The following is a 12,234-nucleotide window of genomic DNA, read 5'->3' as shown; positions in this document are numbered from 1 at the left end:
GGCACACTCATCTCATGCGCAACCATCGGTTGCATTAAGCTGAAGGGAAGTTCGGGGCGGCCTGGAGTGTTATCAAGGTCACCACACAGGGAGGGGACCGGATGTCAGGCATGATGCGCCCCGGAATGGGCGGGGGCGCGTACGGCTGGCGGCGCCAGGACACGTCCGTGGTCGGCCAGAAGCTGGCCAAGGGCACGCTGCGGCGGATCGTCCGGTTCGCCGCGCCCTATCGCTGGCACATCACGCTGTTCCTGGTGCTCGTGATCATCTCCGCGTTCCTGGTGATCGCCTCGCCGCTGCTGTTCAAGAAGATCGTCGACGACGGCATCAGCAAGGGAAACGCGCCGCTGGTGACCGCGTTGGCCCTGGTGGTCGCCCTGCTCGCGGTCGTCGAGGCGGCGCTCGGCCTGATGCAGCGCTGGTTCTCGGCGCGGATCGGTGAAGGGCTCATCTTCGACCTGCGCACCAAGGTCTTCTCGCACGTCCAGCGGATGCCGGTCGCGTTCTTCACCCGGACCCAGACGGGCGCGCTGGTGTCCCGGCTGAACAACGACGTGATCGGCGCCCAGCAGGCCTTCACCTCCACGCTGTCCGGCGTGGTCTCGAACATCATCAGCCTGATCCTCGTGGTCGGCGCGATGCTGGTGCTGAGCTGGCAGCTGACCGTGGTGGCGATCCTGATGCTGCCGGTCTTCCTGATCCCGGCCCGAGTCCTCGGTCGCCGGCTGGCCGCGATGACGCGGGAGCAGATGAATCTGAACGCCGAGATGTCGACCGCGATGACCGAGCGGTTCAGCGTCGGGGGAGCGCTGCTGGTCACGCTGTTCGGCCGTCCGGTGATCGAGAACCGCGACTTCGGCGAGCGCGCCGGCCGGGTCCGCGACCTGGGCATCCGGATCGCGATGCTCGGCCGGGTCTTCTTCACCGCGCTGACGCTGGTCGCCGCACTGGCGACCGCCCTGGTGTACGGCGTGGGCGGCAACCTGGCCGTCCGTGAGACGTTGACGATCGGGACCCTGCTCGCGCTGGTCGCACTACTCGGTCGGCTCTACGGTCCGTTGACCGCACTGTCCAACGTGCGCGTCGACGTGATGACCGCGCTGGTCTCCTTCGAGCGCGTCTTCGAGGTGCTCGACCTGGAGCCGATGATCAAGGACTCGCCGGACGCGCGGGACGTGCCCGCGGACGCCGCCGGCGTGGAGTTCGAGCACGTCGCGTTCTCGTACCCGACGGCCGAGCAGGTGTCACTGGCCAGCCTGGAGTCGGTCGCGGTCCTCGACAAGCGCGTGTCGGCGCAGGTGCTCGAGGATGTCAGCTTCGTCGTACGCCCCGGGCAGCTGGTCGCGCTGGTCGGCCCGTCCGGTGCCGGCAAGACCACGATCACCAACCTGGTCGCGCGTCTGTACGACGTGAGCGGCGGGGCGGTCCGGGTCGGCGGGCTCGACGTACGGGATGCGACGCTGCAGTCGTTGCACGACACGATCGGGTACGTGACGCAGGACGCGCACATGTTCCACGACACGATCCGGGCGAACCTCGCGTACGCGAAGCCCGGGGCCTCCGACGAGGAGATGATCGAGGCACTCCGGTCGGCGCAGATCTGGGAGCTCGTCTCGTCGTTGCCCGACGGGCTGGACACCGTGGTCGGGGATCGCGGTCACCGGCTGTCCGGTGGCGAGCGGCAACGACTCGCAATCGCCCGGTTGTTGCTGAAGGCACCGAGGATCGTCGTGCTCGACGAGGCCACCGCGCACCTGGACTCCGAGTCCGAGGTCGCCGTCCAGCGGGCGCTCGACACCGCGCTGGAAGGACGGACGTCGCTGGTGATCGCGCACCGGTTGTCGACCGTACGGAACGCGGACCTGATCCTGGTCGTTGACCGCGGCAACATCGTCGAGCGCGGCACGCACGAGCAGTTGCTGGCCCAAGGCGGCGAGTACGCCGACCTCTACCGCACCCAGTTCACCGAATCCGGCACGTCGGCGGGTGTCGGACTGTGATCAAGCTGGCGCTCGCCCTCGCGGTCGGTTACGCGGGCTTCAAACTCGCCTACCACTCCGAGGACGGCCGTCACTACGGCCGGACCGGCGAACGTGCGGTCCGGACGACGCTCGCACTGCTGATCGCCGCGCTGGCGGGCGGCGTCACCTATGTAGTACTCCTTCGGCATTAGGGCGCCGGAGTCTTCTCCGGGTCGTGCTCGAGCAGGTGCAGCACCGGTACGCCGAGGTGGCGCCGGGCCGAGTTCGTCCAGTCGAGGTGGAAGAACTCCGCGACCACGTGTGAGCGGGTCAGGATGATGACCTCCTGGCCTCGCACGTGCTTGACCGTGGCGACCAGGGCGTCGATCGGGCGGTCGTGGGAGATGCCGCCCTCGGCGTTCTGCCCGAGGTCGCGCAGCCGCTGGACACTCCGCCCGGTGCAGCCTTTCGCCTCGGTGTCGATCGCCTTCTGGGCCTCCGCGAGGTCCTGACGCTGGGTGGCGAGCCCCGGTCCGTACAGATCCGCGGTGCCGAGCGCGCTGATCGAGGCCTCCACGCCGGCCTCCGCGTTGTGACACGGCACGAGCACGTGGTACTTGACCGGCTCGGGCATGTCCTGGTGCAGGTCGACCACGCTTTTCGCGTCCGTCGCGGACAGTTCCTGTTCGACGAGCAGTACGACGTCGTACATCTCGTGACCTCCAGTTCCTACCAGTCGGTACCCCTCCATAGTGCCCCCAGAAGGACCGAAAGTACTCAACTGGATCGTTCCAGCCGCCGCCTTCCGTACGTGCGCAGCGCCCGCAGCAGATCCACCTCGCGGAACGCCGGCCAGTACAGGTCGCAGAACTCGATCTCGGACCGCGTCGCCTGCCACAGCAGGAAGTCCGACATCCGCAGCTCACCGCTGGTCCGGATCACCAGCTCCGGATCCGGCAGGCCCGGAACGTACAGGTGGCGGCTGATCTCGTCCTCGCTCAGCGACTCCGCGACCTCCGCCGCCGACCGCCCGCTCGCCGCCGCCTCCTCGAGCAGCGCCCGCACGGCATCCAGCACCTCGAGCCGCCCGCTGTACCCGATCGCGATGGTCAGCTCACCCGCGTCCGCCCGGTCCCGCGTCTCCTCGACCGCCTCCTTCAATGCCCGAGCCGTTGAGTCAGGCAACAAATCCGACTGCCCCGCGACATGCAGCCGCCACCGGTGGTCCCGCCGGACGTGATCGGCCAGCACGGTCTCGGTGAGCTGCATCAGGTAGTCGACCTCGGACGAGTCGCGCCGCCGGATGTTGTCCGCGGACGCGACCCACGCGGTGACACAGCGGATCCCGGCATCCGAGCACCACTGCAGGAACAACTCCAGGTGCTCCGCGCCGAACCGGTGCCCGACGCGTACGTCGTCGTAGCCGGCGCCCCGGGCCCAGCGGCGGTTGCCGTCCATGGCGATCGCGACGTGCTGCGGCATCGGCAGTCCGGCCAGTTGGCGCCGGAGGATCTTGGCGTACAGGCGGTGGAGCGGCTTCATCAGCGTTGGGCGCTGGAGAGGACGTCGGCGAGGTCGAACTTGAGGGGTTCTTCGAGTTGTTCGTAGGTGCAGGACTCGGGGGTGCGGTCGGGGCGCCAGCGGACGAACTGGGCGGTGTGGCGGAAGCGGATGCCTTCCATGTGGTCGTAGCGGACCTCGACGACGAGTTCGGGTCGCAGCGGGGTGAACGAGAGGTCCTTGCCGGCCTGCCAGCGGCTGCCTTCGGCGTTGCGCGGCGTACGAACGCCTTCCTCCTGCTTGGCCCACGCCCACGGGTGGTCGTCGAACGTGGTGACGAGGGGCTGCATCTCCTCGAAGAGCTCCTTGCGCCGCTCGAGCGGGAACGCGCCGATCACGCCGACACTCGCCAGCGTGCCGTCCTCGTTGTACAGCCCGAGCAGCAGCGAGCCGATCCGGTCCGGCCCACTCTTGTGCAGGCGGTACCCGGCGACCACGCAGTCCGCCGTACGCTCCGGCTTGACCTTGAACATGACCCGCTTGTCCGGCTGGTACGTACCGTCCAGCGGCTTCGCGATCAGCCCGTCCAGCCCGGCGCCCTCGAACTGCTCGAACCACTCCCCGGCCGTCTCGTGATCGGTCGTCGCCGGCGTCACGTGGATCGGCGCCTTCACGTCGGCGAGCGCGTCCAGCAGCGCCGTACGGCGTTCCGCGAACGGCCGCTCGGTGTAGTCGTCGTCGCCGAGGGCCAGCAGGTCGAACGCGACGAACCGGGCCGGGGTCTTCTCGGACAGCATGTTCACCCGGCTCGCGGCCGGGTGGATCCGCTGCTGCAGCACCTCGAAGTCGAGCCGGTCGCCGGACTCGCCGATCACGATGATCTCGCCGTCGATCGCGCACCGCTCCGGCAGGTTCGCCTTCACCGCCTCGACCAGCTCCGGGAAGTACCGCGTCATCGGCTTCTCGTTCCGGCTGCCGATCTCCACCTCGTCGCCGTCGCGGAAGATGATCGACCGGAACCCGTCCCACTTGGGTTCGTAGCTCATCGCCCCGCGCGGGATCTCCTTCACCGGCTTGGCGAGCATCGGTTTGACCGGCGGCATGACAGGCAGTCGCATCCCGTCATTCTCACCCAGCCCCAACTCATCGGCGACGGGGCGCGTCGGAGAAGTAGGACGAAATGACCAACTCGGGAGGTTGATCATGATGATCAAAGGTCTTGTGATGACGGCCGCACTCGCGGTGACCGCCCCGATCGCGCTCGGCGGCGCCGCTGCTCCGGCGGTCGCGACCAGCGCGCAGACGACGGTGACTTCCTGTCGAGGCTCCGTCGTGAGGCTCGACCCGGAGACGTACGCCGACCGCCTGGTGCGCGCGTGGGGCCGCGGAGACCGTGCGACGGCGGCCTGCTACGGCACCGCGAGCACTGTACGGGCGTTGTTCGCGCAGGCGTCGCCGGGCGGGATCCATTGGCGCCGGACCTCGGCCGAGGGCGCGGCCGGGACGATCTACGTGACCTACCACGATGACGCCCGTGGCGGGAATCTGACAGTGGGCGTGCAGAACGCGGCGCCCGAGCTGCGGGGGCCGGGTGGCTGGCACGCGGCGTACGCCGTCCGCTTCGTCGGCGAACCGCGCGCGTGGAGCCCGGTGCAGTGGTCCGACAACCTGGTCCGCGCCTGGGGCCGTGGTGACACGAAGTGGATGTCGTACTACGCGACGCCCGCGGTGACGAAGGCCCTGCGGAAGATCGCCACCGTCGGCGGTCCGTCATGGCAGCGCGTCGGGTCCGAGGGTGCGGCGGGCACGACGTACGTCACCTACCGGAACACCAGGACTGGTCACCGGCTCGTCGTCGGCATCTCCAACGTCTGGCTGTCGCGGGGTGACGCCCACGTCGCCTACCGGATCCAGTACCGCTGACCGCGCAGCCGGCGTGGTGGACAGTGAACCGGCCTGGACCGACAATTCAGTGCATGACCTCGGCGCCGCTGGAACGGACACGTCCGTCGGACAGCGAGCGCGATCGTGCTCTGGCCGTTCTCCGCGACGGCGCCGGTTCGGGCCGGTTGTCCCACGACACGTTCATCCGCCGGATGAACTTCGTGCTCCGCGCGCAGACCCGCGCCGAGCTCTCCGACGCGATCCGCGACCTGCCCCGGGCCGAACCACGGGTCGTCACCTGGACGAGGGAACTGCGGAGCAAGCTCCCACGCCTGGGACTCGAGCGTCCACCGGCCAGGAAGCCGGCGCGTCCGACAGTGATCGGCACCTGGCTCGCCAGCCTGCCGCATGTGTCTGTAGTCCGGCGGCCGGCTGCTCCGCCGCTGCCCGGTCTGGCACTGCCGGCCCCGGGCTCGCCGACCGTCCGGATCGGACGCGGCCCCGGTGCCACTCTGCGCCTGCCCGACGTCTCGGTCTCCCGGTGCCACGCCGAGCTCCGGCACGTCGACGACGGCTGGATGGTGCGTGACCTCGGATCGATGAACGGCACCCAGGTCAACGGCCTGCGGATCACGACCCCGGCCCGGGTCCGTCCCGGCGACCAGATCCAGTTCGGTGCCGTCGCGTACGTTCTCACCTGGACGGATCAGCCGTAGGACTTGCATCCGGTACCCAGGTACGGGTTTACCGTCGATCCATGAACGAGCACACCGTCTGGGTCCCCACCGCATGCACCCTCCCCACTGCGGAGCAGCCGTTCCGCGTGGCCGAGTTCGACCAACTCTTCGCCGACCACCTCCGCACGGCTGCCCGCCTCGATCCGCAGACCCTCGACCTGGTGCTCGCCCCCGAGTCCCGCGCCACCGCCGAAGCACTCACCACGAAGGAGAACGAGTGCTGCTCGTTCTTCACCTTCACCTTCAACGCCACGCCCACCGGCGACCTCCGCCTCCGCATCACCGTCCCGCCCACCCGAACCGCCGTACTCGACGGCCTGAGCGCCAGGCTCCCTGCATGAGATCCGGCCAGGTCGCGGCCGCCGCGGGCGTCAACCTGCAGACCCTCAGGTATTACGAACGCCGCGGACTGCTCGACGAGCCGGTGCGCAGCCTCGGTGGGCACCGGGACTACCCGGAGGACGCCGTCACCACGTTGCGGGTGATCAAGGCGGCCCAGCGGCTCGGGTTCACGCTGACCGAGGTGGCAGAGCTGCTCGACACCGCCAGACATCGGCACGCGGTCGGCGAGGGAGCCGGACTGCAGGCGCGGGCACGGACGAAACTGGCGGACGTGGAAGCGAAGATCGCCGACCTGACCGTGATCGCCGAGACCCTCCGCGCCGGGATCGCCGCCGGGTGCGACGACCTGGCCACCTGCGCCGGCGACCCGGACTGCCCGCTGCCGTTCACCAACCTCGACCGGGCGATCGGCCCGGCCGCGCCGGGCGGATCCGAACTTCGGCCGCATCCTCGGGGCGCGTGAATCAGCGCTCGGCGATGATGCGGCCGTCGGCGAGGAAGGGGTCGAACGAGCCGTGGGCGGCCGTGCCGTCCTTGGACGGGATGACCTCCTTGGAGTACTGCGCCAGGTACACGCGCCGGTTGCGGTCGGTGCGGTTGGGGCCGCTGCGGTGGATGACGACACTGGAGAAGACCACGATCGAGCCCGCCTTCGCGGTCATCGGGACACCGGTGTCGGGGCCGAAGTAGCAGACCAGGTCGTTGAGCGCGGGGTCCTGGATGTGCTTGATGTAGGACTTGATGCCGGACCGCGAGTACGGGAGCAGGTAGACCGAGCCGTTCTCCTCGGTGACGTCGTCGAGGGCGATCCAGCAGGTCAGGTAGGGCTCGTGGTCCTCGTGGACGTAGCCGGAGTCCTGATGCCAGGCGAACGCCGTGTCCGGGTCGCCGGCCTTGATCACGTACTGCTCCCAGAACAGGTACGCGTTCTCGCCGAGGGTCTTGCGGCAGATCTCGGCCATCGTGTCGCTGAACAGGAACTGCCGCAGTTCGGGCCGATCCTGGTAGATCATGCTGCTGAAGTACCGCTTGCCCCGGTGGTTGATACCGAGCGAGTCGGTGCCGGCCGCGTCCATCGCGGCGTCGAGCTTGTCGATCGAGTACTGCGCTCCGCCGCGCAGCAGCTCGAGCTGCTCGTCGGTGAGCACGCTGTCCAGCACGAAGTAGCCCTCGTCGCGGAACTGGGCCAGGTGCTCGGGGGTGACCAGGTCGATCGCTGTCATCGTGCAGTCCTCCGTCGGTCGGACTCTCCCTACCTGCTCGACGGTAGGGCGGCGGCGACGGGCAGAGAATGTCTCCGCGCGACCCGGACATGAACATTCTGGCGTTTCCACTGGGTACTGTTGCCGGCATGACCGAGCGGACGATCGTCACGATCGCCGAGGGGCCGGTGACCAGGCTGGGGCAGCTGGTGCTCGCCGGCGAGGTGATCGACGCGGAGCCGATCATGTCGTCGACGCTGCGGGTGATGGACGCGTACGTACTGTCCGTGCTGATCGATGGCGAGGGCAACTATCGCGACGCCGACGGGCGCGTCGAGCGGCTCCGGCCGGGCGCTCACACGCTTGTCCCGCCCGGGTTCCCGCACACGTACCACACGGATCCGGGGGAGCGGTGGACGGAGCTGTTCGTCGTCTTCACGGGTCCGGTGTTCGACGCGCTGGGCCGCCTGGCCGGGGCCGGCCCGCGCTACCCGGTGCCACTGCCGTCCATCGAGGCGCTGCGCACCGTTCTGCGTTCACCACCGCGGACGCGCCGCGTTGCGGAGCATCAGTTGCTGGCGCTGGCAGACTGGCTGATCGACGTCGAGGACACCGTGGAGAGCCCCGACGTGAGCATGGAGATCGTGGACGCGATGGGCCGGTTGGCCGACGATCTCACCGCGAGCACGGACCTGGCCGCCGTCGCGGCCGAGGCGGGCCTGAGCTACGACACCTTCCGGCGCCGGTTCGCGGCCCAGGTCGGTCAGACCCCGGCCGCGTTCCGGAGCGTACGCCGGTTGCAGGCGGCGGCCACGTTGTTGCGGCTGACCGACCTGACCCACCGGGAGATCGCGCGGACGCTGGGTTTCGCCGACGAGTTCCACCTCTCACGCCGGTTCCGCGCCCACTTCGGCGTCTCCCCGCGCGACTACCGCCGGACGTGAGCTCCCGGGGCGGGGGATGGCCGCCAGCAACTTGCGGGTGTACGGGTCCTTCGCCTCACCGATGACGTCGAGCGTCGGGCCCTGCTCCACCATCACGCCCTGGTTCAGCACCATCACCTCGTCGGCCAGCAGCCGGGCGCTGAGCAGGTCGTGGGTGATGTACAGCATGGCGATGCCGCGGTCGCGGACGAGTTGGTCGAGCAGGGCAACGATCTCGGCGCGGATGGACACGTCCAGCATCGAGATCGGCTCGTCCGCGACGAGCACTTCGGGCTCGGGGGCCAGCGCCCGCGCGATGACCACGCGCTGACGCTGTCCGCCGGACAGTTGGTGGGGCAGCTTGTCGAGGTACTGCTCCGCAGGGCTCATCCCGACCGTCTCGAGCAGTTCGGCCGCCCGCGCCCGGGCCTGGGCGCCGTCCAGGCCGAGGTGGTTGCGCAGCGGCCGGCTGAGCGCGTAGGCCACGGTCCTGGTCGGGTTGAGAGCGGAGAACGGATCCTGGAAGACCAGCTGGATGTGCCGCCGGTACCTCCGCAGCGCCCGGCCTCGCAGGTTGTCGACCGGCTCGTCCTTGAACCGGACCGATCCGGCGCTCGGCCGCTCCACACCGGTGAGGATGCGGGCGATGGTCGTCTTGCCGGAGCCGCTCTGGCCGACCAGCGCGGTGACCTGGCCCGGCCGCAGCGCGAACGACACGTCGTCCACGGCCTGGGTCACAGTTGTGCTCAGTCCGCGCCTGGTCTTGTAGACCTTGCTGACGCCGTTCACCACGAGCACCGGCTCGGCATCGACCCGCACCGGAACCGCGGCCGCGAACACCTGGTCGCGACTGGCGGGCCGCAGTTCGGGATGGTCGGTCCGGCAGGTGTCCACCGCCACCGGGCAGCGTGGCTGGAACAGGCAGCCGGCGTGCGACTGCGAGAGGTCCGGCGGCCGGCCCGGGATGAACTCGACCTCGACGACCTCGTCCCGCGGGTCGGCGTACGAACCGAGCAGGCCGGCGCTGTACGGGTGCAGGTGGCGGGCCACCATCTCCGCGGCCGGCTGGTCCTCGACGATCTCCCCGGCGTACATCACCATCACCCGGTCGGCGAGCTCGATCACCGTGCCGAGGTCGTGGCTGATGAACAGTACGGCGAACCCGAGCCGGGCCTGCAGCTCGCGCAGCCGGTCGAGGATCTCGCGCTGGACCACGACGTCCAGGCCGGTGGTCGGCTCGTCGAGCAGGACGAACCGCGGTTCGAGCGCCAGCGCCAGCGCGAGGGCGACCCGCTGCTTCATGCCGCCGGAGAGCTCGTGCGGGAACCGGCGCAGCACCGAGCGGTCCAGCGACACCATCTCGAGCAGCTCGGCGGCCCGGGCGTCGACGTCCAGGTCGTTGCCCAGGGCATCGGGATGCGCCTCGAACGTGTCGGCGAACTGGCGCCGGACGGTGATCACCGGGTTGAGCGAGTTCATACTCGACTGGAAGACGGTGGACAGGTCGACCCAGCGCTGCGATCGCAGCTCGTCCTCGGTCGTCGTGGTCACGTCCCGCCCGTCGAACCGGATCGTCCCGCCGGTGATCGCGGCCGGCTTGTCCAGCAAGCGCAGTACGGCGTTGCCGAGCGTCGACTTGCCGCAGCCGGACTCGCCGAGCAGGCCGACGAACTCGCCGTCGTGCACCTCGAAGCTGACCCGGTCGACCGCCCGGACGGCGGCGGAGTCACGCGGGCTGTACGTGACGCTCAGGTCGCTGACCTCCAGCAACGCCATGTCAGTCCTCCCTCAGGTGTGGGTTGCTCAGCGCGTCGATGCCGAAGTTCATCAGCGTGAACGACGTGATCAGCAGCGCCAGCACGAGTCCGGGCGCCACCAGCCAGGCCCACTGGCCGGTGGTCAGCGCGCCGCCGAGGCTGGCCTGGTTGAGCATGGTTCCCCAGCTCACGGTCTGCGGGTCGCCGAGGCCGAGGAACGCCAGCCCGGCCTCCGCGCCGATCGCGCCGAGCGCGGCACCCATGAAGCCGACCACGATCAGCGAGATCATGTTCGGCACGATCTCGAAGGCGATGATCCGCGCCGTGCTGTCGCCGGCGAACTTGGCCGCGGTGATGTAGTCCCTGGTCCGCAAGGTGATGATCTGCGAACGTTTGATCCGGGCGCCGAACGCCCATCCGGTGATGGTGATGACGAAGATGATCAGCCCGAGGCCCTTCACCGGCGCGTACCCGGCCAGCACGACCATCAGCGGCAGCACCGGCACCACCAGGCCGAGGTTGATGAAGAACGACAGCACCTCGTCCACCACGCCCCGCAGGTATCCGGCGGTGAGTCCGACGGCCATCGCGATGAGAGTGCTCAGCAGGCCGGCCACCAGCCCGACCACGAGTGAGGTGCGAGCGCCGTACACGAGTTGGGAGAAGACGTCCTCACCACGCGCCGTGGTGCCCAGCAAGTGTGCGGCCGACGGTCCCTCGGAGGCCCCGAAGTCGTCGGCCCGCGGGCCGTACGACGCGATCACCGAAGCGAACACGGCGACCAGGATGAACGCCGCGAGCATCAGCATGCCCACCCTGCACTTGCCGTTGCGCCACAAGATGACGAACCAGCCGGGCAGTCTGCTCGATCTGCCCGCGGCCAGTGCGGTGACCCGCACGCCCTCGGTGTCGAGGTTCGCCGATGTGCTCGTCATGTCGCCTCCGCCCTTCGCACCCGCGGATCCAGGAAGCCGTACGTCATGTCCGCGAGGAAGTTCGCGATCAGGACGCCGATGGTGGTGAACAGGAACAACGCCTGCATCAGCGGGTAGTCCTTGTTCGACACCGCTTCCAGCAGCAGCCGGCCCAGCCCGGGGTAGTTGAAGATGGTCTCGACCAGCACGGTGCCGCCGAGTAGCCCGCCGAGTGCGATCGCGAAGCCGGTGACGTTCGGCAGGATCGCGATCCGCGCGCCGTAGGTCAGCGCGATCCGGCGCTGCGGCAGGCCTCTGGCCCGGGCCAGCCGGGCGTAGTCCTCGCCGAGCGTCTGGACCATGTTGTTGCGCATCCCGATGATCCAGCCGATCGGTCCGGTGATCAGCAGGGCCAGCGCCGGCAGCACGCTGTGCTGGAACGCGTCGGAGAAGAACAGCCAGGTCCAGCTCGGGTTGCTGCCGCCGCCGTACCCGCCACCGTCGGGGAACCAGTTCAGCGTGATGGCGAACACGAAGATCAGCAGCAGCGCGACCCAGAAGAACGGCAGCGTGCCGACGAACGTCGACCCGAGCGTGATGACCGAGTCGACCCGGGAGTTCCGCCGGTACGCCGCCCACGCACCGAGCAGCGTGCCGATCGCGAACGACGCCAGCTGGGTGACGCCGACCAGGATCAGCGTCCACGGCAGCGCGGTGCCGATCATGTCGGTCACGGAGTACGGGTAGTACGAGTACGAGACGCCGAACTGACCGTGCACGACGGCCCCGAGGTAGTCCCAGTACTGCGACAACAGGTTCCCGTCCTGCGTCCCGAGCATCTTGCGGATCGCGGCGAGCTGCACCGGGTTGACCGCCTGGGTGTTGCCCTGGAGCCGCTGGAGAAGTGCCTGGGCGGGATCCCCCGGCTGGAGCCGGGGGATCAGGAAGTTCAGCGTCACCGCGGCCCACAGGGTGGCCACGAAGAAGCCGGTACGCCGGAGGAAGTACAGCATC

The 12,234-nt window shown here is 69.2% G+C and carries 14 protein-coding genes; 7 read left to right on the top strand and 7 right to left on the bottom strand.

Annotated elements, in window-relative coordinates; translation table 11 throughout:
- Window positions 1-101 precede the first annotated feature (101 nt).
- A complete protein-coding gene (locus ACZ6O0_RS16935; RefSeq protein WP_465765838.1) occupies window positions 102-2,000 on the top strand; it encodes an ABC transporter ATP-binding protein in 1,899 nt (632 codons plus the stop codon).
- Complete coding sequence (locus ACZ6O0_RS16930) at window positions 1,997-2,173, top strand: hypothetical protein (RefSeq protein WP_465765837.1); 177 nt, start codon at window positions 1,997-1,999, stop codon at window positions 2,171-2,173. The genes ACZ6O0_RS16935 and ACZ6O0_RS16930 overlap by 4 nt, the downstream gene beginning before the upstream one ends.
- On the opposite strand, the gene ACZ6O0_RS16925 is transcribed toward ACZ6O0_RS16930, so the two are convergent.
- From ACZ6O0_RS16925 to ACZ6O0_RS16915, 3 genes are all read right to left on the bottom strand, one after another.
- Complete coding sequence (locus tag ACZ6O0_RS16925; RefSeq protein WP_465765836.1) at window positions 2,170-2,673, bottom strand: hypothetical protein; 504 nt, start codon at window positions 2,671-2,673, stop codon at window positions 2,170-2,172. The two genes, ACZ6O0_RS16930 and ACZ6O0_RS16925, sit on opposite strands and share 4 nt — an antisense overlap.
- 65 nt (window positions 2,674-2,738) lie before the next feature.
- The gene (gene uppS, locus ACZ6O0_RS16920; RefSeq protein ID WP_465765835.1) at window positions 2,739-3,503 is read right to left on the bottom strand and encodes a polyprenyl diphosphate synthase; all 765 of its coding nucleotides are present in this window, start codon (window positions 3,501-3,503) and stop codon (window positions 2,739-2,741) included.
- The gene (locus tag ACZ6O0_RS16915; protein WP_465765834.1) at window positions 3,503-4,579 is read right to left on the bottom strand and encodes an ATP-dependent DNA ligase; all 1,077 of its coding nucleotides are present in this window, start codon (window positions 4,577-4,579) and stop codon (window positions 3,503-3,505) included. Before ACZ6O0_RS16915 ends, uppS begins: the two co-directional genes overlap by 1 nt.
- 106 nt (window positions 4,580-4,685) lie before the next feature.
- On the opposite strand from ACZ6O0_RS16915, the gene ACZ6O0_RS16910 reads away from it, so the two are divergent.
- Genes ACZ6O0_RS16910 through ACZ6O0_RS16895 form a run of 4 tightly spaced genes read left to right on the top strand, consistent with a single transcriptional unit; the run spans window position 4,686 to window position 6,887 of the window.
- Entirely contained in the window at window positions 4,686-5,384 is a 699-nt protein-coding gene (locus tag ACZ6O0_RS16910; protein WP_465765833.1) for a hypothetical protein, read from the top strand.
- Window positions 5,385-5,437: 53 nt separating this feature from the next.
- Window positions 5,438-6,061, top strand: coding sequence for an FHA domain-containing protein (locus tag ACZ6O0_RS16905; protein WP_465765832.1), 624 nt, complete (start codon window positions 5,438-5,440; stop codon window positions 6,059-6,061).
- A gap of 41 nt (window positions 6,062-6,102) precedes the next feature.
- Window positions 6,103-6,423, top strand: coding sequence for a hypothetical protein (locus ACZ6O0_RS16900; RefSeq protein WP_465765831.1), 321 nt, complete (start codon window positions 6,103-6,105; stop codon window positions 6,421-6,423).
- Entirely contained in the window at window positions 6,420-6,887 is a 468-nt protein-coding gene (locus ACZ6O0_RS16895; protein ID WP_465765830.1) for a MerR family transcriptional regulator, read from the top strand. The genes ACZ6O0_RS16900 and ACZ6O0_RS16895 overlap by 4 nt, the downstream gene beginning before the upstream one ends.
- Before the next feature lies 1 nt (window position 6,888).
- Here the strand turns inward: ACZ6O0_RS16895 and ACZ6O0_RS16890 are convergent, their stop codons facing one another.
- Entirely contained in the window at window positions 6,889-7,647 is a 759-nt protein-coding gene (locus ACZ6O0_RS16890) for a phytanoyl-CoA dioxygenase family protein (RefSeq protein ID WP_465765829.1), read from the bottom strand.
- 128 nt (window positions 7,648-7,775) lie between these two features.
- Here ACZ6O0_RS16890 and ACZ6O0_RS16885 point away from each other — a divergent pair, with 128 nt between their 5' ends.
- On the top strand, window positions 7,776-8,570 hold the full coding sequence (locus ACZ6O0_RS16885; RefSeq protein ID WP_465765828.1) for a helix-turn-helix transcriptional regulator: 795 nt from the start codon (window positions 7,776-7,778) through the stop codon (window positions 8,568-8,570).
- Here the strand turns inward: ACZ6O0_RS16885 and ACZ6O0_RS16880 are convergent.
- Genes ACZ6O0_RS16880 through ACZ6O0_RS16870 form a run of 3 tightly spaced genes read right to left on the bottom strand, consistent with a single transcriptional unit; the run spans window position 8,514 to window position 12,233 of the window.
- A complete protein-coding gene (locus tag ACZ6O0_RS16880; protein WP_465765827.1) occupies window positions 8,514-10,325 on the bottom strand; it encodes an ABC transporter ATP-binding protein in 1,812 nt (603 codons plus the stop codon). The two genes, ACZ6O0_RS16885 and ACZ6O0_RS16880, sit on opposite strands and share 57 nt — an antisense overlap.
- A gap of 1 nt (window position 10,326) precedes the next feature.
- The gene (locus ACZ6O0_RS16875; protein WP_465765826.1) at window positions 10,327-11,241 is read right to left on the bottom strand and encodes an ABC transporter permease; all 915 of its coding nucleotides are present in this window, start codon (window positions 11,239-11,241) and stop codon (window positions 10,327-10,329) included.
- Window positions 11,238-12,233, bottom strand: a complete 996-nt coding sequence (locus ACZ6O0_RS16870) for an ABC transporter permease (RefSeq protein ID WP_465765825.1) — start codon at window positions 12,231-12,233, stop codon at window positions 11,238-11,240. Before ACZ6O0_RS16870 ends, ACZ6O0_RS16875 begins: the two co-directional genes overlap by 4 nt.
- Window position 12,234: the final 1 nt, after the last annotated feature.

It is taken from the genome of Kribbella sp. NPDC048837, assembly GCF_055586945.1.
This window is presented reverse-complemented; position numbering and strand designations above follow the sequence as displayed.

Excerpts from the sequence above, each read along its gene's own strand:
- ACZ6O0_RS16915 (WP_465765834.1), bottom strand. The coding sequence starts at position 4,579 with ATGCGACTGCCTGTCATGCCGCCGGTCAAACCGATGCTCGCCAAGCCG.
- ACZ6O0_RS16870 (WP_465765825.1), bottom strand. The coding sequence starts at position 12,233 with ATGCTGTACTTCCTCCGGCGTACCGGCTTCTTCGTGGCCACCCTGTGG.
- ACZ6O0_RS16910 (WP_465765833.1), top strand. The coding sequence starts at position 4,686 with ATGACGGCCGCACTCGCGGTGACCGCCCCGATCGCGCTCGGCGGCGCC.
- ACZ6O0_RS16900 (WP_465765831.1), top strand. The coding sequence starts at position 6,103 with ATGAACGAGCACACCGTCTGGGTCCCCACCGCATGCACCCTCCCCACT.
- ACZ6O0_RS16875 (WP_465765826.1), bottom strand. The coding sequence starts at position 11,241 with ATGACGAGCACATCGGCGAACCTCGACACCGAGGGCGTGCGGGTCACC.
- uppS (WP_465765835.1), bottom strand. The coding sequence starts at position 3,503 with ATGAAGCCGCTCCACCGCCTGTACGCCAAGATCCTCCGGCGCCAACTG.
- ACZ6O0_RS16935 (WP_465765838.1), top strand. The coding sequence starts at position 102 with ATGTCAGGCATGATGCGCCCCGGAATGGGCGGGGGCGCGTACGGCTGG.
- ACZ6O0_RS16895 (WP_465765830.1), top strand. The coding sequence starts at position 6,420 with ATGAGATCCGGCCAGGTCGCGGCCGCCGCGGGCGTCAACCTGCAGACC.
- ACZ6O0_RS16885 (WP_465765828.1), top strand. The coding sequence starts at position 7,776 with ATGACCGAGCGGACGATCGTCACGATCGCCGAGGGGCCGGTGACCAGG.
- ACZ6O0_RS16880 (WP_465765827.1), bottom strand. The coding sequence starts at position 10,325 with ATGGCGTTGCTGGAGGTCAGCGACCTGAGCGTCACGTACAGCCCGCGT.
- ACZ6O0_RS16890 (WP_465765829.1), bottom strand. The coding sequence starts at position 7,647 with ATGACAGCGATCGACCTGGTCACCCCCGAGCACCTGGCCCAGTTCCGC.
- ACZ6O0_RS16925 (WP_465765836.1), bottom strand. The coding sequence starts at position 2,673 with ATGTACGACGTCGTACTGCTCGTCGAACAGGAACTGTCCGCGACGGAC.
- ACZ6O0_RS16905 (WP_465765832.1), top strand. The coding sequence starts at position 5,438 with ATGACCTCGGCGCCGCTGGAACGGACACGTCCGTCGGACAGCGAGCGC.